Here is an 18,311-nt window from a genome sequence, read left to right on the forward strand (position 1 = left end):
AAATGGCAATCGAAATTAATGTACCAGACATCGGTGCGGATGAGGTTGAAGTAACTGAGATCCTTGTTAGCGTTGGCGACAAGGTTGAAGAAGAGCAATCACTGATCACTGTTGAAGGCGATAAAGCTTCAATGGAAGTTCCTGCTTCTCAAGCGGGTATCGTTAAAGAAATCAAAGTTGCTGAAGGCGACACGGTTTCTACTGGTTCTCTAATCATGATTTTCGAAGCCGAGGGTGCAGCTGACGCTGCACCTGCTCCTGCGGCTGAAGCAGCGCCTGCTGCTCCAGCTCCAGCTGCAGCGGCTGAACTGAAAGAAGTTCACGTTCCAGATATCGGTGGTGATGAAGTTGAATGTACTGAAATCATGGTATCTGTTGGCGATACAGTAGAAGAAGAGCAATCTCTAATTACTGTTGAAGGTGACAAGGCTTCTATGGAAGTTCCTGCACCGTTCGCTGGTACAGTTAAAGAAATCAAAATCGCAGAAGGCGACAAGGTTTCTACTGGTTCTCTAATCATGGTATTTGAAGTGGCTGGTTCTGCACCTGCAGCAGCACCGGTAGCTCAAGCGGCAGCGCCTGCTCCAGCAGCACCTGCGGCATCTGCATCGAAAGAAGTTAACGTTCCAGATATCGGTGGCGACGAAGTAGAAGTTACTGAAATCATGGTAGCTGTTGGCGATACAGTGGAAGAAGAGCAATCTCTAATCACGGTTGAAGGTGACAAGGCTTCTATGGAAGTACCAGCACCATTCGCTGGCACAGTTAAAGAAATCAAGATCGCAGAAGGCGACAAGGTTTCTACTGGCTCACTAATCATGGTATTTGAGGTTGCTGGTGCAGCACCTGCAGCTGCTCCTGTAGCTCAAGCGGCAGCGCCTGCTCCTGCAGCAGCACCTGCGGCGGCTCCAGCAAAAGCTGAAGTGCCTGCAGCAACAGGTGAGTTCGTTGAAAACAACGAATACGCACACGCATCACCAGTTGTTCGCCGTCTAGCACGTGAGTTCGGTGTTAACCTTGCGAAAGTTAAAGGTACTGGCCGTAAGAACCGCGTTCTTAAAGAAGACGTTCAAAACTTCGTTAAAGATGCACTTAAGCGTCTTGAGTCTGGTGCTGGTGCATCAGGTAAAGGCGATGGCGCAGCGCTTGGTCTACTACCTTGGCCGAAAGTTGATTTCAGCAAGTTTGGTGAGACTGAAGTTAAGCCACTATCTCGCATTAAGAAGATCTCTGGTGCGAACCTACACCGTAACTGGGTAATGATCCCTCACGTTACACAGTGGGATAACGCAGACATCACTGCGCTTGAAGCATTCCGTAAAGAGCAAAACGCGATTGAAGCGAAGAAAGACTCTGGCATGAAGATCACTCCACTTGTGTTCATCATGAAAGCGGCTGCTAAAGCACTTGAAGCATTCCCTTCATTCAACTCTTCTCTATCTGACGATGGTGAGAGCTTGATCCTGAAGAAATACGTGAACATCGGTATCGCAGTAGATACGCCAAACGGTCTAGTTGTTCCTGTATTTAAAGATGTGAACAAGAAAGGTATCTACGAGCTATCTGAAGAGCTAATGGCTGTTTCTAAGAAAGCACGTGCTGGTAAGCTAACTGCATCTGACATGCAAGGCGGCTGTTTCACTATCTCTAGCCTTGGTGGCTTAGGTGGTACTGCATTCACACCAATCGTGAACGCACCAGAAGTAGGTATCCTAGGTGTATCTAAGTCTGAAATGAAACCTGTATGGAACGGTAAAGAGTTTGAACCGCGTCTACAGCTTCCACTATCACTATCATACGATCACCGTGTGATTGATGGTGCTGAAGGTGCACGCTTCATCACTTACCTAAATGGTTGTCTATCTGACATTCGCCGTTTAGTACTATAAGGTTTCACATCCACAACGCCATGCCTACAATGCGTAGGCATGGAATTGTTGTGTAGCTCACAGGCTGCGGTAATTTATTTTTCACCTTGTTAACAGGTCTGTAGACTTGTTATTCATCTGAAAGATAAACGTATATAAATACGTAAAAGTTACCTGATAGCTTGTTAGGGATATAAGACTTACAACGAGGTCATAATGAGTAAAGAAATTAAAGCCCAGGTAGTGGTGTTGGGTTCAGGCCCTGCGGGTTACTCTGCTGCATTCCGTTGCGCTGACTTAGGTCTAGATACGGTTCTAATTGAAAAATTCAACACACTAGGTGGCGTATGTCTTAACGTGGGTTGTATCCCATCGAAAGCACTACTTCACGTAGCGAAAGTTATCGAAGAAGCAAAAGCAATGGCTGAGCACGGCGTTGTTTTTGGCGAACCACAAACTGACATCAACAAGATCCGTCTGTGGAAAGATAAGGTAATTACTCAGCTAACTGGCGGTCTTGGCGGTATGGCTAAGATGCGTAAAGTTAACGTTGTTAACGGTTACGGTAAATTTACTGGTCCTAACACGATTGTTGTTGAAGGTGCTGACGGTCAAACGACTGTTAACTTCGATAACGCTATCGTAGCTGCGGGTTCTCGTCCAATTGAACTTCCGTTCATTCCTCATCACGATCCACGTATTTGGGATTCAACTGATGCGCTTGAGCTAAAAGAAGTACCTGAGAAGCTGCTTGTAATGGGCGGTGGTATCATCGGTCTTGAAATGGGTACGGTTTACCACGCACTAGGTTCTCAAATCGACGTTGTTGAAATGTTCGATCAAGTGATCCCAGCTGCCGATAAAGATATCGTTAAAGTATTTACTAAGCGTATCGAGAAGAAATTCAACCTGATGCTTGAAACGAAAGTAACAGCAGTTGAAGCAAAAGAAGACGGTATCTACGTAACAATGGAAGGCAAGAAAGCACCTGCTGAGCCTGTACGTTACGATGCTGTTCTTGTTGCTATCGGTCGTGTACCAAACGGTAAACTGATTGACGCTGAGAAAGCGGGCATCAATGTTGACGAGCGTGGCTTCATCAATGTTGATAAGCAAATGCGTACCAATGTTTCTCACATCCACGCTATCGGCGATATCGTAGGTCAACCTATGCTTGCTCACAAAGGTGTGCATGAAGGCCACGTAGCAGCTGAAGTTATTTCTGGTAAGAAGCACTACTTCGATCCTAAAGTTATTCCTTCAATTGCTTACACTGAGCCAGAAGTTGCTTGGGTTGGTAAGACTGAAAAAGAAGCGAAAGCAGAAGGTATCAACTACGAAGTTGCGACTTTCCCATGGGCTGCATCAGGTCGTGCAATCGCATCTGACTGTGCTGACGGTATGACGAAGATGATCTTCGACAAAGACACGCATCGTGTGATCGGTGGTGCTATCGTTGGTACTAACGGTGGTGAACTACTAGGTGAAATCGGTCTAGCGATCGAGATGGGTTGTGATGCTGAAGATATCGCATTAACTATCCACGCTCACCCAACACTACACGAATCTGTTGGTCTTGCAGCAGAAGTATTTGAAGGCTCTATCACTGACCTTCCAAATGCAAAAGCAGTTAAGCGTAAGAAGTAATTACTACTTTTTATGACAATAAAAAAAGCGCCTCAGGGCGCTTTTTTGTTATCTAGATTTTTTTGTTCGCCATTACAACTTAAACGTACCAACCATATGATCTAGACGTTGCGATAGCTGACGTAGCTCTTGGCTTGAATCGGCCAATTGTGCGGCAGTATCTGCGGTCATTTGAGTTGTTTCGTTGATCTCTTCAATATTGCAATTGATATCTTGTACCACGGTAGATTGCTCTTCTGTCGCAGTAGCCACTTGGGTATTCATATCGGCAATTAAGCTAATTCGCTCAGAAATCGCAATCAATGCGGTAGATGCTTGATCTGAAGCTGAGACACCATCTTCTGATAGTTGGCGACTTTGCTCCATCGCTGTCACTGCATTAGAGGCTTCTTGTTGAAGTCGGTTGATCATTGCTTGAATTTCATCGGTTGAATCAGCTGTTCGGCTAGCAAGGCTTCGTACTTCATCGGCAACCACTGCAAATCCACGACCTTGTTCTCCTGCTCGTGCTGCTTCAATGGCAGCATTTAACGCAAGTAAATTGGTTTGCTCTGAGATCCCTCGGATCACATCCAAAATGCTGCCAATTGATTGGGTGTTACTTGCCAGAGAATCAATCACTTCACTGACTTGGCTAATATCAGATGATAATTGATTGATGGTGTTGCGGGCTTGTCCAACGACGGTTTGACCATCATGGGTTTGTTGCTCCGCCTGTTGGGTAGATTCAGCAGCTAGGGCGGCATTGCTGGCAATTTCATTGACTGTTGCACCCATTTCATTAATCGCGGTGACAACTTGTAGGGTTCGGTCGCGTTGACTATGGCTGTTATCGAGCGTCATTTGTGCTTGATGAGCCACAGACTCGGCAGCTTGGCGGAGTGAGTTACCGGTTTCGGCGACTTCTGTTACCGAGTGGTGAATTTTACCGATAAAGCCATTAAAGCCTGCTGATAGCTGTGCAAGTTCATCATTACCTTCCACAGTTAAACGGTGGCGTAGATCGCCATCACCTTCACCTAAGTCTTTAAACATTGCAGCTAGTCTTTGGATCGGGCGAGTAATACTGCTGGCAAGGAAGATAGCAATTACAATGAAAATTGCAGCAATCACACAGGTAAGGAGTATCACTTGATTACGAATGTGGGTGAGTGCAGCATAGGCCTCTTTTTTCGGCAGCTCACCAATGACATACCAATCCATGGCTGGAATATAACTAGATGCTAAGAACACTTCTTCGTTGTTATTTAGGGTTTCTACCACACTGAAACTTTGCTTATTTAATAATTTAGATGCGATGTTGGAGTTAAACAACGTGGTGATAGAGTTGTTATTTAGCATCATGTTGTTATCTCGGTGGATCTTTACTGTGCCACGACCGTCAACTAAATAAACAAATCCAGTCTCTTCAATTTTGAATTGGCTAATAAAGCTTGCCATATCATTGAGCGATTTTGATAAGCCAGCAAGGGTATCGCCGTGGGTTTGTTGGTAATTAACAAACAGTTTTACCTCACCATTATTTTCTCTAAAAATGCTGAGTGTGCGGGCTTGATTACTCTTAATTGCATCATAAAACCATGGGTCTTGCTGTGGTGTTAATTGGCGTAAAAAGCCGTTTTGATTCCAGTAGTCGCCATTATGACGGTTAGCGATTGACACATCTAACAGATGATATTGGCTTTGAATGTTTTGTAATTCTTGTACTAAGCGTGATTTATCTTGTGGTGCTTTATCGCTTAATACACTTTCAATGACATAGCTATTATTTGCTAGTTGTTCGGCTGCAGATTGGATTTGTGTGACTTCTTTTTCAACATTGTTTCGGATCTGATGCAGGATCGCAGGGAGCTCTAGATCTAAGATACGAGTGGAAATGGCATCACGAACCTTACTTTGGCTAATGATACTGACTAAAGCGGTTGAGGCTAATACAGCAAGGGTAATTGCGAGTATCAGTTTGGTTTTGATACTTAAATGTTTGTAGTTCATAAAGCGACTTATATTTATGAGCAATGATCTCACCGTAGGAGTAACGGTAATGCCATTTTTCGGTGAATGTAAAATACGCATTTATGTATCTGCTTGTATGTTGCAAAACTTTAGTGAATTAGCTCACTAAAATGGATATTTAATGCGAAATTGGAATTGAAGTTATAAACAAGATTCTTTCTAAAATGTGAATGTTGTAAAAAAGCAGTAGTTTTTAACTTAACGTTAAAAATGGTATGATGTTTATACAGATCTGATCTCTACTAAATGGTTTTTGCTCAGAAGGTATTTGGCAAAACAAGATTGATAAGAATCCAGAGATCATTTACTTCCAAGGATGTCTAGCCGCTAGAGCTAGGCCGTAATATGAGGAATATGTCGTGCTTGAAGCCTACCGTAAACACGTCGAAGAGCGTGCTGCTGAAGGGGTTGTTGCTAAACCATTGGATGCTGAACAAGTTGCCGCTCTTGTTGAGTTATTAAAGAACCCGCCAGCAGGTGAAGAAAGTGTTCTACTAGATTTACTCGAAAATCGTATTCCCCCTGGTGTTGATGAAGCCGCTTATGTCAAAGCTGGTTTCCTTACTGCTATCACTAAAGGTGAAGCGCAATCGCCACTCGTCAGTAAAGAAAAAGCGGCTGAATTGCTTGGTACAATGCAAGGTGGTTACAACATCGAACCATTAATTGCATTGCTTGATGATGAATCACTTGCGCCTATTGCTGTTAAAGCACTCTCTCATACGTTACTGATGTTTGATGCGTTCTACGATGTAGAAGAAAAAGCGAAAGCTGGAAATGCATTTGCTCAACAAGTTCTACAATCATGGGCTGATGCTGAGTGGTTCTTATCAAAACCTGCACTGGCTGAAAAAATCACGTTAACTGTCTTTAAAGTGACAGGTGAAACCAATACCGATGACTTATCACCTGCACCTGATGCATGGTCTCGCCCTGATATTCCATTACACGCACTAGCGATGCTAAAGAATGAGCGTGATGGCATCGTGCCGGATCAAGCGGGCTCTGTGGGTCCAATTAAACAAATCGAAGCGCTAAAAGAAAAAGGTCACCAATTAGTATACGTGGGTGATGTTGTGGGTACGGGTTCATCTCGTAAGTCTGCAACGAACTCAGTGCTTTGGTTTATGGGGGATGATATTCCTTATGTACCGAACAAGCGTGCGGGTGGTTATGTACTAGGTGGTAAGATCGCACCTATCTTCTTCAATACCATGGAAGATGCTGGCGCACTACCAATTGAGGTGGACGTAACGAAACTGGCAATGGGTGATGTGATTGATGTGTACCCATTTAAAGGTGAAGTACGTCGTCACGATAGCGATGAGCTTGTGTCTACCTTTGAGCTAAAAACCGATGTACTGATTGATGAAGTACGTGCAGGTGGTCGTATTCCATTGATCATCGGACGTGGTCTGACTGATCGTGCTCGTCAATCATTAGGTTTACCATCATCGGATATTTTCCGTCGCCCAGTGGCAGTAGAAGATAGCGGTAAAGGTTACACGCTTGCTCAGAAGATGGTAGGTAAAGCTTGTGGTGTTGAAGGCGTTCGCCCTGGCACTTACTGTGAGCCTAAGATGACAACGGTAGGTTCGCAAGATACTACCGGTCCTATGACTCGTGATGAGTTAAAAGACTTAGCGTGCCTTGGTTTCTCAGCAGAACTTACGATGCAGTCGTTCTGTCACACATCAGCTTATCCAAAACCGATTGATGTAAATACGCATCATACCTTACCTGATTTCATTATGAACCGTGGTGGTGTATCACTTCGCCCAGGTGATGGTGTTATTCACTCATGGTTAAACCGTATGCTACTTCCTGATACTGTAGGTACAGGTGGCGATTCACATACCCGTTTCCCATTAGGTATTTCATTCCCTGCAGGTTCTGGCCTTGTCGCCTTTGCTGCTGCAACAGGTGTTATGCCGTTGGATATGCCTGAATCAATCTTGGTTCGTTTTAAAGGTGAGATGCAAGAAGGGATCACGCTACGTGATCTGGTTCATGCGATCCCGTATTACGCGATTCAGCAAGGTCTACTGACGGTTGAGAAAGCAGGTAAGATCAACGAATTCTCTGGTCGAGTACTTGAGATCGAAGGTGTTGAGCACCTAACGGTTGAGCAAGCATTTGAGCTATCAGATGCATCGGCAGAGCGAAGTGCGGCAGGTTGTACCGTTAAGCTTTCTGAAGAATCGATTGCCGAGTACTTAAACTCAAACATCGTGATGCTGAAGTGGATGATCTCTGAAGGGTATGGCGATCGTCGTACCATTGAGCGTCGTATTACCGCAATGGAAGAGTGGTTAGCAACCCCTGAGCTAATGACCGCAGATAGCGATGCAGAATATGCTCACGTGATTGAAATTGATCTGGCAGAGATTGATCAGCCAATTCTATGTGCGCCAAACGATCCGGATGATGCGCGTTTACTGTCTGACGTTCAAGGTACACAAATTGATGAAGTGTTCATCGGTTCATGTATGACGAACATTGGCCACTTCCGTGCAGCAGGTAAACTGCTTGAGAAATTCGGTGGTCAGCTAGATACGCGTCTATGGGTCGCACCACCAACGAAGATGGATAAAGATCAGCTAACGGAAGAAGGCTACTACGGTATCTTTGGTCGTGCTGGGGTTCGTATCGAAACACCGGGATGTTCACTGTGTATGGGTAACCAAGCACGTGTTGCAGATAAAGCGACGGTGATGTCGACATCAACCCGTAACTTCCCGAACCGTTTAGGTACAGGTGCTAATGTTTACCTATCTTCAGCTGAACTTGCAGCAGTAGGTGCGATTTTAGGTCGTATTCCAACGAAGGAAGAATACCTAGAGTATGCTAAGCAAATTGATGCAACAGCGGCGGATACTTACCGTTACTTAAACTTCCACCGTATGGAAGATTACACTAAGAAAGCGGACGAAGTGATCATTCAACAGCCTGCTTAGTATTGTATCTAGTTGCTGATTAAATAATAAAAAACGCCTCGACTTATGATAAGTTCGAGGCGTTTTTGTTCCTTATTCGTATTAGCGAGCTAGAGCATAAATGGCTGCCACATTACGTGCGGTTAGCTCAACGTTGATTGCTGCTTCTGATAGCGCTTCCGCTAGGCTAACCGAGCGTGGAACCACACTGAATACGGCATCAATACCATGTTCATGAACGACATTGCAGTCGTAAGATAAAGAGCCCGCAATACCAATCACTGGTTTGTTAAAACGTTTTGCAGTACGTGCCACACCAATCGGTGTTTTGCCGTGAATGGTTTGACTATCAATGCGGCCTTCACCGGTGATCACTAGATCAGCGTCTTTTAGTACATCTGCTAAGTTAACGGCATCCATGACAATCTCAATGCCAGGACGTAATTGGGCATTAAACAGCCCTAGCAAAGCTGCTCCCATACCGCCAGCCGCTCCTGCGCCAGCGATATCTTTTACATCTTTACCTAAGTTACGCTTAATGATTTCAGCATAATGGGCAAGGTTATTATCGAGTTGAGTGACCATTTCAGGCGTTGCACCTTTTTGAGGACCAAAGACTTGCGACGCGCCTTTTTCTCCACACAATGGGTTATCAACATCACACGCTACGTCGAGCTTTACAGATCTTAAGCGAGGATCAATATTGCTCATATCAATACGTTGTAAGCGATCTAATGCACCACCGCCATAGCTAATTTGCTTATTATTTTCATCGAGAAAACGTATACCTAATGCTTGCGCCATGCCTATACCACCATCGTTAGTGGCACTACCGCCAATGCCGATGATGATGTGTTTAACGCCTTGATCTAATGCGGCAAGAATGAGCTCACCAGTACCAAAGCTGGTGGTCAACATTGGGTTGCGTCGCTCTGGGCTCACAAGGTGTAAACCTGATGCGGCAGCCATTTCGATAATGGCGGTTTTACCGTCACCCATTAAACCGAAGAAGCCATTGACTTGTTCACCTAACGGCCCGGTTACTGAATGCTCAATGATGGTGCCGTTGCTGGCATCAACCAGTGATTGCACAGTACCTTCACCGCCATCAGCCATTGGCAACTTAATGTATTCAGCGTTCGGTATTACTTGGCGAAAACCGTTTTCAATCGCCGTTGCCACGTCCATTGCCGTTAAGCTTTCTTTGTAAGAATCAGGAGCAATAATAATTTTCATAATTTGGGCCTTTCATACGAACCGATTGAATACATTTCTCTTTGTTGTTCTATGGTGTATCACGATTTGTTGAATATAGCGCTATTGAGTTGCATTTATTGAGAAGATCCTGACAATGGGCGACAAGCGTAAGGGCTGGCAGTTGATCAGCTTCATCGCAACAAGATCACCTATGAGGAACGAAAGGTATGGATTACGAATTTAAAAAAAATACCTTGGACGGTACTTACCACGCTATTTTTTCTATGGGACATGAAGTTCTGGGGCGCTGGATCATTGATGAGATAGGTAAAGATACCGATAAGCTTGATCTGATCATGGATCAACTTAGTGCAATGAAAAATAGTAGCCAAGAATGGCGTTTAGTCGGTGAAGAGCTGACCCTTTCTCTGCAAGATAATGAAGCATTAGTTCAAGCTAATTATTTGTTTTTAGAGGAAGAAGAAGATTTTGAAGAAGATCTGCACTTTTATGATGAAGAAAGTTTATCTGTATGTGGATTTGAAGATCTAGCACAAGTTCTTGAAGGGTGGCGTGCTTTTATCCAGCGTTTTTAAACGGGAAATCGTGTTAAAAAAGCGTCATTGATAGAAAACATATTTATGCTTCATGTTAGTGAAAAGGCTGCACTGTAATAGTGCAGCCTTTTTTCGTTTATTTGTCCTTAAATTTATAAGTTATTGAATATTCGGGAAAATAAATATTGGCATAATGCTTGTTTGTTAAATAAGTGTAAACATCAAGGATTGGGTATTTGAGGAGCTAGCAATGAAGATCATTAACGCCATTATTAAGCCATTTAAGTTAGACGATGTACGTGAAGCATTAGCTGATGTCGGTGTTGAAGGTATGACTGTCTCGGAAGTCAAAGGATTTGGCCGACAGAAAGGACACACCGAATTGTACCGTGGTGCTGAATATCAGGTGGATTTTCTGCCTAAGGTGAAAATTGAAATTGCCACACAAGCCCAGAACTTGGATGCCATTGTTGAAGCGATCAGCAATGCTGCGCAAACCGGCAAAATCGGTGATGGAAAAATTTTTGTTTATGACCTTGAACACGCAGTACGTATCCGTACAGGTGAAGTTGATACTGAAGCGCTGTAGATCGTAAACGTAACAAATTGATGAATTAGGGTTATTAGGGGAAGACGACCATGGAATTATCAACAACAGTAACAGAATTGCGTTATGCGCTAGACACCTTTTTCTTTTTGATGTCTGGAGCATTAGTAATGTGGATGGCAGCTGGATTTGCAATGTTAGAAGCAGGTCTTGTTCGATCTAAAAATACCACAGAAATCTTAACTAAAAACATTTGCTTATATGCTATCGCTTGTACTATGTACCTGCTAGTGGGTTACAACATCATGTACGTTGATAACGGTGCTGGTGGCTGGTTACCGTCATTTGGTACTTTAATTGGTACCCAAGCAGAAGGGGCTGATCACTCACTAGAATCTGACTTCTTCTTCCAAGTGGTATTCGTTGCAACAGCAATGTCTGTGGTATCAGGGGCGGTTGCTGAGCGTATGAAGCTATGGTCATTCCTTATTTTCTCTGTAGTGCTAACGGCATTTATCTATCCGGTTGAAGGTTACTGGACATGGGGCGGTGGTTTCTTATCAGAAGCAGGTTTTAGTGATTTTGCAGGCTCAGGTATTGTTCACATGGCAGGTGCTGCTGCGGCATTAGCGGGCGTATTACTGCTTGGTGCGCGTAAAGGTAAGTACGGTAAAAACGGTGAAATTTACCCAATTCCTGGTTCAAACATGCCACTTGCGACACTAGGTACATTTATTCTGTGGTTCGGTTGGTTTGGTTTCAATGGTGGTTCTCAGTTAATGGTGTCTGACTTTGAGAACGCAACGGCAGTAGGTCAAATCTTCCTAAATACCAATGCAGCAGCGGCAGCAGGTGCGATTGCAGCATTGGCAGTATGTAAAACAACATGGGGTAAAGCTGATTTAACCATGGTATTGAACGGTGCATTAGCAGGTCTAGTTGCTATTACCGCAGATCCTTTATCTCCATCACCAGTTGCAGCGGTAATTATTGGTGTGGTTGCAGGTGCATTGGTTGTATTTAGTATCATCGCACTAGATAAAGTGAAGATTGATGATCCTGTAGGTGCAATCTCTGTACACGGTGTGTGTGGTCTATTTGGTCTAATGGTAGTGCCATTTAGTAACGCTGATGCCAGCTTTATGACGCAGTTATTTGGTGCTGCTGTTATCTTCGGTTGGGTATTTGCTGCAAGCTTTGCGGTATGGGGCGTGCTAAAAGCAACAATTGGTATCCGTGTAACAGAAGAAGAAGAATTAGAAGGTATGGACTCACACGATTGTGGTGTTGATGCTTACCCAGAATTTGTTAGCGTGAAATAAAATATAAGTAACTAATTACTTTATAGATAAAAAATCGCCACCTAGAGATAGGTGGCGATTTTTATTTTTGATTGTAAAAATTTGTAACGGCTAGATTGCGAAGGGAAGTCTTTTGCGTATAATGAATGTTATTGAGAAACATTATCATTACATTTTGCGTTTAAGGGAATAATCAATGAAAAAGCTTTTAGCTCCTGCCATCCTTATGGGTTTAGCCGCTCCTCAAGTTGCCACTGCGGCTGAAGAGGTAAATGTTTATTCATACCGTCAACCTTTCTTAGTTGAGCCTATGTTTAACGAGTTCACAAAAGAAACAGGTATTAAAGTTAATGTGAAATTTGCTAAACAAGGTATTGCAGAAAAACTACAACAAGAAGGTGAGTACAGCCCAGCAGACGTTGTATTAACAACAGATATTAGCCGCTTGGTTGAGCTTTCAGATAAGAAGCTAGTTCAAGCTGTTGATAGCAAAGTGATTGATAGCAATGTACCTGCTCAGTTCCGTGATAACGAAGATGAGTGGTTTGCTCTAACATTGCGTTCTCGTAACGTTTATTCATCAAAAGATCGTGTAGGTAAGCTACCAGCATCTTTTGATTACAGCGATTTAGCGAAGCCTGAGTGGAAAGGTAAGATTTGTACTCGCTCTGGTAAACACCCTTACAATGTTTCATTAGTATCATCAATGATCGCGCATTACGGTGAAGCAGAAACCAAAGTATGGCTTGAAGGCGTGAAAGCGAACCTTGCGCGTAAGCCACAAGGTAATGACCGTGCGCAAGTACAAGCTGTGAAAGAAGGTCTATGTGATCTGGCAATTGGTAACAGCTACTACCTAGGTAAAATGGTTAACGATGAAAACCAAAAAGCATGGGCAGAAGCAGTTTACATTAACTTCCCAGGTCAAGAGAGCAAAGGTACACACGTTAACGTAAGTGGTATGGCAATGGCGAAATACGCGCCAAACAAAGACAACGCACTTAAGTTAATGGAATTCCTAACTTCTGATAAAGCACAAGAAATGTATGCAGAAGTGAACTACGAGTACCCAGTAAAAGATGGTGTGAAGCGTTCAGAGCTTGTGGCATCTTGGGGTGACTTCAAAGCTGACGATGTATCACTAGATGAAATTGCTCAGTACCACAATGCAGCGACTAAACTGTTGGATGAAGTGAAGTTTGATCTGTAATTAGTTACAAAATAAATGGGGCGCTAAGCCCCATTTTTACATTGTGCTTGGTAAGTTTTGCAATAAGTTGTGGTAGTTTCCCTTTCCCATTTAAGGAATATGGGGACAGAATCTAGCCGATGCGGATGATGGCTAAAGATATTGAAAAAATACTAAGTAGTAGTAAATGAAAGAAAAGTTTTTGTTCTGGAAGACCGGTAGTTGGACGTTTGCTCTGCTGCTGGTTTTTCCTATTTTAGCGATATTTGTTACCGCAATGGGCAATTCAGATGATGTGTTTAGTCATTTGCTTAATACGGTGATGCCAACCTATGCCTTCAACACGGTTGGTCTTGTTATTGGTACGGTACTGCTTTCTCTTTGTTTTGGTCTTCCTGCTGCCTGGTTTATGGCAATGTGTCGCTTACCGGGAGAAAAAATCCTGCAATGGGCGCTTGTACTTCCCCTGGCGATGCCAGGTTATATCGTCGGTTATCTCTACACTAACTGGTTTGATTACGCTGGCCCTATCCAGATTTTCCTGCGCGATATTTTCGGTTGGCAGCACGTTAGTGATTATTGGTTTCCTGATCTACGTACCCTTGGTGGGGCGTGTTTTGTCCTCGCTTTAGTGCTTTATCCTTATATCTATTTATTAGTTCGTGCAGCGTTTATGGAACAAAGCGTGAGTCTATTGCAATCAGCACGTTTGCTACGTTGTACCCCTTGGGAAAGTTTCCGTCGTATCTCATTGCCATTAGCGCGCCCTGCCATCGCGGTAGGTGTGTCTCTGGTCGCAATGGAAGCACTAGGGGATTTTGGCACCGTTAGTTATTTTGCGGTCAATACCTTAACCACGGCGGTATACGATACATGGTTGGGTTACTCGAACTTGTATGCAGCGGCAAAAATCTCCGCGATTATGTTGTTGGTGATTTTCTTTTTGATCAGCAGTGAGCGTTTTAGTCGTCGTAAACAGAAGATGTTCCAACATCAATGTGATAACGATGGCGATTATAAATATCAGCTAACGGGTTGGAAAAAGTGGTTTGCCTTGGTGTGGTGTTGGAGTTTAGTCGGCAGTGCCTTCATTCTACCGGTACTGCAATTAGGTTATTACGCGGTTGATTATTTCAGTCAGAGTTGGACGCCAGAATTTCAGCAATACAGCATTAATAGTTTATTAGTCTCGGTATCGGCAGCCGTGATTGCGGTGATCTTAGGACTATTAGTGAATTTTTACCGCCGCTTAGATGGCAAAGGCTTAAGTCAAATGCCAATTCGCTTATCGTCACTGGGTTATGCGGTACCGGGAACGGTTTTGGCGATTGGGGTGATGATCCCACTAACCAGTATGGATCACCTTGTTAATGATATTGCGATTAGTTTAGGTTTAGGTCGTCCAGGACTTATCTTCTCAGGCACTATTTTCGCGATTGTATTTGCCTTTGTTGTCCGTTTTGCCGCTGTTGCGATTGGCAGTATTGAAACTAGCTTAACCAAAATATCGCCATCGTTAGATATGGCCTCAAAAACCATGGGATATGGCTCAACGGCAATGTTGAGAAAAGTCCATTTACCGTTGATACGTCGTGGCTGTTTAATTGCGGGTTTATTGGTGTTTATTGAGTCGATGAAAGAGCTCAACGCGGCACTGTTATTACGTCCATTTAACTTTGAAACCTTAGCGACGTATGTATTTAATTTCGCCTCTGATGAGCAGTTAGAAATCGCCGCATTACCTGCGATTTTACTGGTGGCGGTAGGGTTGATCCCTTTGGTGTTGGTTAACCGATCTTTGGAGCAAAAGAACTAATGAAACATGCATTATCTGTCAGTGGCTTAACCTGTAGTTACCATGGTCAGCCAGTGTTAAAAGACTTATCGTTAGCGGTTAATTCAGGTGAGATTGTCTGCTTGCTTGGCGCCAGTGGTTGCGGTAAGACAACGTTATTAAAAGCGATTGCTGGCCTACTGCCATTAGAGCAAGGTTATATGTCGATCAACGAGCGTACGATTGTTGATGAACATCAGTGGCAACCGCCAGAGAAACGTAATATTGGCATGATCTTTCAAGACTATGCATTGTTTCCACATCTTACGGTGGCGCAAAATATCGCGTTTGGTTTGCGCCATTGGGAAAAGCCACGTATTGCAGCCAAGATCCAAGAGATGTTGGAATTGGTTCACTTAACAGGGCTTGCAGATCGTTACCCTCACCAATTGTCTGGTGGTCAGCAACAGCGTGTGGCGATTGCACGAGCACTGGCGTGTGAGCCTGATTTAATCTTACTTGATGAGCCGTTTTCAAATATTGATACTCAAGTACGCCATAGTTTGATCCGTGATATTCGTAAGATTTTCAAAGCTCAAGGTGTTACTGCTATTTTCGTAACTCACAGTCGTGAAGAGGCTTTTGCTTTTGCCGATAAAATGGCGGTGATGAATAACGGTGTGATTGAACAGTTTGGTACGGCGACGGAGCTTTACTATCAGCCAAGCAGTCGTTTTGTCGCTGACTTCTTAGGTACAGGTTCTTACTTACCAGCCACAGTGAAAAATCAAAACCGCTTACTGACACCATTGGGTGAATTAGCGCTAGCATCGAATGAAACCTTACTGGCGGATGATACTTCCGTTGATTGGTTGTTACGCCCTCAGAACCTACGTGTAAGCTTGCAGCAGGATGGTGATGGGGAAATTATCGAACAACAATTTATGGGCGATAGCTGTCGTTATACGGTTGACTTCTCTGGTCATCAATTGATTGTTAATTCACACTCATTGATGAATATCGGCGATCGTGTGGCGGTGGATGTTGAACCGCATCAGCCTGTTGTTTTTGCAGTCGCGTAAGTTGCGTTAATTACAAAGTCAAAGAATATAGATATGAAAAAGGCCAGCATGATGCTGGCCTTTTACTTATGGGATTTTATTAGCGAGTCAGTGCTAATGCTTCAAGGTAAGTTTCTGCTTGTTGATGTAGTGCTGTTTGATCTGGCAGTAAATTAGCTTGGATATAAAGTACGTAGCAAATGCCGTGCAGTAATTTGGCTAAGTCATCTGCAGTTTGCTCTGTTTTGATCTCACCATTATCAATGGCTTGAGAAAAAGCATCACGCACTTTGTGTAGATTATTACGGTTAGTTTCAACAAATTGTGGCCATACTTCATCACGTACAGAAGTACTCCATTCAAACCACACTTTGATCCAATCTTGTTGCTCTAAAACGGTATCGATAAGGTTGTGACTAATGCAAGTTAGACGCTCGTGCAGTGTCCTGTTTTTATCACCAAGGCATTCTTCAAGTAATGCACTAAACTCGTTTTCAACTTCAACTAATACTTGTTCAACCAGTGCTTCTCGGGTTGGAAAATAATTGAATACAGTAGCAACGGAAACGTTTGCCATTTCCGCAATATCAGCGTGACCTGCACGACCAATACCTCTTCTTGCGAAAACTTCTAGTGAGTAATCAAGAAGTTGCTGTCTTCTTTTCTCCGGTGAAAGACGCGTACGAGTTTTTTTGGTAATCGTATCCATAATTAATCATCCCTAGCCTAAGTATAAAATTCAGTTATGCATCTGCTTTAATAAGGCTAGCTTACATAATAAACAACTGTTCGGCAAATAATTACTCAGTGATGTGTTTCGTATAATTGACACTATTGATTAAATAACCATTATTTCTAATGAGTGGTACAATGCGATTCCTTTGAAAGAAGTAGCCTTGTGGCTAGTGCCGTTGCACTAATGGAGAAGAAAATGAAACATACAATTGAAGTAATGATTTCTGAGCAGGAAGTTCAGGAACGTGTAAAAGAGCTAGGTAAGCAGATCACTGAATGCTACAAAGACTCAACTGATTTAGTGATGGTGGGTTTACTACGTGGTTCTTTTGTTTTCATGGCTGATCTAGCACGTGCGATTGAATTGCCACATGAAGTCGATTTTATGACTGCATCAAGCTACGGTAATACTATGGAAAGTAGCCGTGATGTTCGCATCCTAAAAGATCTGGATGATGACATTAAAGGTAAAGATGTACTGCTGGTTGAAGATATTATCGATACTGGTAATACTCTAAGCAAAGTATGTGAAATTCTATCGCTACGTGAGCCTAAGTCTATTCGTATTTGTACGCTACTTGATAAGCCAGAACGCCGTGAAGTAGACGTGAAAGTAGATTGGTACGGCTTTGTGATCCCAGATGAATTCGTTGTGGGTGTAGGTATCGACTATGCTCAGAAATACCGTCACTTACCTTACATTGGTAAAGTGGTACCGGTACAGGAATAATAAAAAAGCGACCTGATGGTCGCTTTTTTTCTATTTAATCAACAAGATTATTCTGCTTTTTCAGCAATATGTTCTTCAATCGATTTTTCCAGTGGCGGTAGCAGTGATGCCATCGCAGCTTGATAACCCACTTCGAGTGTTTCGCGGCTGGTTGATGTCACGCCAAGATCTTTAAGCACACCATTACTTGTACCGTAGATCCAACCGTGAATTTTCACTTCCTGACCACGCTCCCAAGCTTGTTGTAGGATCGTAGAGTTACCTAGGTTATAAACCTGGGAAGCGACGTTGATTTCAGATAGCTTATCATCCCACTCTTGACGAGGTAGCGCGCCTAGATCTGAGCGGTGTTTTAGATAAAGGTCGCGAATGTGAAGTAGCCAGTTATTGATAAGACCAAGTTGTGGATTCTCAATGGCGGCTGTCACACCACCACAACCATAGTGACCACAAACAATGATGTGTTTAACTTTTAAAACATCAACGGCATACTGCACTACTGATAAACAGTTTAAGTCGGTATGGATAACTTGGTTTGCTACGTTACGGTGAACGAATAGCTCACCTGAAACCAGTCCTGTTAGACGTTCTGCAGGAACACGGCTGTCAGAACAACCAATCCAAAGGTATTGAGGATGTTGTCCTTTTGCTAATTCGGTAAAGTAGTCAGGATCTTCATTTTTAATGTTCTCTGACCAAGATAGGTTGTTTGCGAAGAGCTGCTTAATATCTGCCATGATGATACCTTATATTGAT

14 protein-coding genes are annotated in these 18,311 nt (G+C 43.3%); 10 read left to right on the top strand and 4 right to left on the bottom strand.

Translation table 11 applies throughout. The features are described from left to right. Positions 1–2 precede the first annotated feature (2 nt). Entirely contained in the window at positions 3–1,889 is a 1,887-nt protein-coding gene (aceF, locus tag Q7657_RS10875; RefSeq protein ID WP_107166879.1) for a pyruvate dehydrogenase complex dihydrolipoyllysine-residue acetyltransferase, read from the top strand. 195 nt (positions 1,890–2,084) lie between these two features. Next, entirely contained in the window at positions 2,085–3,515 is a 1,431-nt protein-coding gene (gene lpdA / locus Q7657_RS10880) for a dihydrolipoyl dehydrogenase (RefSeq protein ID WP_008987928.1), read from the top strand. Positions 3,516–3,587: 72 nt separating this feature from the next. On the opposite strand, the gene Q7657_RS10885 is transcribed toward lpdA, so the two are convergent. Next, positions 3,588–5,507 (bottom strand): methyl-accepting chemotaxis protein, encoded by a 1,920-nt coding sequence (locus Q7657_RS10885; RefSeq protein ID WP_107166878.1) that lies wholly within the window; start codon positions 5,505–5,507, stop codon positions 3,588–3,590. Between the two features lie 380 nt (positions 5,508–5,887). Here Q7657_RS10885 and acnB point away from each other — a divergent pair, with 380 nt between their 5' ends. Next, positions 5,888–8,485: a bifunctional aconitate hydratase 2/2-methylisocitrate dehydratase gene (acnB, locus tag Q7657_RS10890; RefSeq protein ID WP_107166877.1), complete on the top strand. Its 2,598-nt coding sequence runs from the start codon at positions 5,888–5,890 to the stop codon at positions 8,483–8,485. A gap of 81 nt (positions 8,486–8,566) precedes the next feature. On the opposite strand, the gene Q7657_RS10895 is transcribed toward acnB, so the two are convergent. Beyond that, on the bottom strand, positions 8,567–9,700 hold the full coding sequence (locus Q7657_RS10895; RefSeq protein ID WP_107166876.1) for a glycerate kinase: 1,134 nt from the start codon (positions 9,698–9,700) through the stop codon (positions 8,567–8,569). Positions 9,701–9,888: 188 nt separating this feature from the next. On the opposite strand from Q7657_RS10895, the gene Q7657_RS10900 reads away from it, so the two are divergent. The 6 genes from Q7657_RS10900 (at position 9,889) to Q7657_RS10925 (ending at position 16,111) form a co-directional block, all read left to right on the top strand. Next, positions 9,889–10,257: a YacL family protein gene (locus Q7657_RS10900; RefSeq protein ID WP_107166875.1), complete on the top strand. Its 369-nt coding sequence runs from the start codon at positions 9,889–9,891 to the stop codon at positions 10,255–10,257. 211 nt (positions 10,258–10,468) lie between these two features. Then, positions 10,469–10,807 carry a P-II family nitrogen regulator gene (locus tag Q7657_RS10905; RefSeq protein ID WP_008987933.1) on the top strand — a complete coding sequence of 113 codons (339 nt, stop codon included), beginning with the start codon at positions 10,469–10,471 and terminating at the stop codon, positions 10,805–10,807. A 50-nt stretch (positions 10,808–10,857) separates the two neighbouring features. After that, positions 10,858–12,087: an ammonium transporter gene (locus Q7657_RS10910; RefSeq protein WP_008987934.1), complete on the top strand. Its 1,230-nt coding sequence runs from the start codon at positions 10,858–10,860 to the stop codon at positions 12,085–12,087. A gap of 175 nt (positions 12,088–12,262) precedes the next feature. Then, on the top strand, positions 12,263–13,276 hold the full coding sequence (locus Q7657_RS10915) for a Fe(3+) ABC transporter substrate-binding protein (protein ID WP_107166874.1): 1,014 nt from the start codon (positions 12,263–12,265) through the stop codon (positions 13,274–13,276). Between the two features lie 166 nt (positions 13,277–13,442). Then, a complete protein-coding gene (locus Q7657_RS10920; protein ID WP_107166873.1) occupies positions 13,443–15,071 on the top strand; it encodes an ABC transporter permease in 1,629 nt (542 codons plus the stop codon). Continuing rightward, positions 15,071–16,111: an ABC transporter ATP-binding protein gene (locus Q7657_RS10925; protein ID WP_008987937.1), complete on the top strand. Its 1,041-nt coding sequence runs from the start codon at positions 15,071–15,073 to the stop codon at positions 16,109–16,111. The genes Q7657_RS10920 and Q7657_RS10925 overlap by 1 nt, the downstream gene beginning before the upstream one ends. A 79-nt stretch (positions 16,112–16,190) precedes the next feature. Here the strand turns inward: Q7657_RS10925 and Q7657_RS10930 are convergent, their stop codons facing one another. Beyond that, positions 16,191–16,799: a TetR/AcrR family transcriptional regulator gene (locus Q7657_RS10930; protein WP_053988084.1), complete on the bottom strand. Its 609-nt coding sequence runs from the start codon at positions 16,797–16,799 to the stop codon at positions 16,191–16,193. A 222-nt stretch (positions 16,800–17,021) separates the two neighbouring features. Between Q7657_RS10930 and hpt the strand changes: the two genes are divergently transcribed. After that, the gene (gene hpt / locus Q7657_RS10935) at positions 17,022–17,555 is read left to right on the top strand and encodes a hypoxanthine phosphoribosyltransferase (RefSeq protein ID WP_008987939.1); all 534 of its coding nucleotides are present in this window, start codon (positions 17,022–17,024) and stop codon (positions 17,553–17,555) included. 47 nt (positions 17,556–17,602) lie between these two features. On the opposite strand, the gene can is transcribed toward hpt, so the two are convergent. Further along, on the bottom strand, positions 17,603–18,292 hold the full coding sequence (can, locus tag Q7657_RS10940) for a carbonate dehydratase (RefSeq protein ID WP_053988085.1): 690 nt from the start codon (positions 18,290–18,292) through the stop codon (positions 17,603–17,605). Positions 18,293–18,311 lie beyond the last annotated feature (19 nt).

It is taken from the genome of Candidatus Photobacterium acropomis, assembly GCF_030685555.1.
Lineage (GTDB): Bacteria > Pseudomonadota > Gammaproteobacteria > Enterobacterales > Vibrionaceae > Photobacterium > Photobacterium lucens.

What these genes read in the sequence shown, in the direction of transcription:
- aceF (WP_107166879.1), top strand. Translation starts at nt 3, where the DNA reads ATGGCAATCGAAATTAATGTACCAGACATCGGTGCGGATGAGGTTGAA.
- lpdA (WP_008987928.1), top strand. Translation starts at nt 2,085, where the DNA reads ATGAGTAAAGAAATTAAAGCCCAGGTAGTGGTGTTGGGTTCAGGCCCT.
- Q7657_RS10885 (WP_107166878.1), bottom strand. Translation starts at nt 5,507, where the DNA reads ATGAACTACAAACATTTAAGTATCAAAACCAAACTGATACTCGCAATT.
- Q7657_RS10895 (WP_107166876.1), bottom strand. Translation starts at nt 9,700, where the DNA reads ATGAAAATTATTATTGCTCCTGATTCTTACAAAGAAAGCTTAACGGCA.
- Q7657_RS10900 (WP_107166875.1), top strand. Translation starts at nt 9,889, where the DNA reads ATGGATTACGAATTTAAAAAAAATACCTTGGACGGTACTTACCACGCT.
- Q7657_RS10905 (WP_008987933.1), top strand. Translation starts at nt 10,469, where the DNA reads ATGAAGATCATTAACGCCATTATTAAGCCATTTAAGTTAGACGATGTA.
- Q7657_RS10910 (WP_008987934.1), top strand. Translation starts at nt 10,858, where the DNA reads ATGGAATTATCAACAACAGTAACAGAATTGCGTTATGCGCTAGACACC.
- Q7657_RS10915 (WP_107166874.1), top strand. Translation starts at nt 12,263, where the DNA reads ATGAAAAAGCTTTTAGCTCCTGCCATCCTTATGGGTTTAGCCGCTCCT.
- Q7657_RS10920 (WP_107166873.1), top strand. Translation starts at nt 13,443, where the DNA reads ATGAAAGAAAAGTTTTTGTTCTGGAAGACCGGTAGTTGGACGTTTGCT.
- Q7657_RS10925 (WP_008987937.1), top strand. Translation starts at nt 15,071, where the DNA reads ATGAAACATGCATTATCTGTCAGTGGCTTAACCTGTAGTTACCATGGT.
- Q7657_RS10930 (WP_053988084.1), bottom strand. Translation starts at nt 16,799, where the DNA reads ATGGATACGATTACCAAAAAAACTCGTACGCGTCTTTCACCGGAGAAA.
- hpt (WP_008987939.1), top strand. Translation starts at nt 17,022, where the DNA reads ATGAAACATACAATTGAAGTAATGATTTCTGAGCAGGAAGTTCAGGAA.
- can (WP_053988085.1), bottom strand. Translation starts at nt 18,292, where the DNA reads ATGGCAGATATTAAGCAGCTCTTCGCAAACAACCTATCTTGGTCAGAG.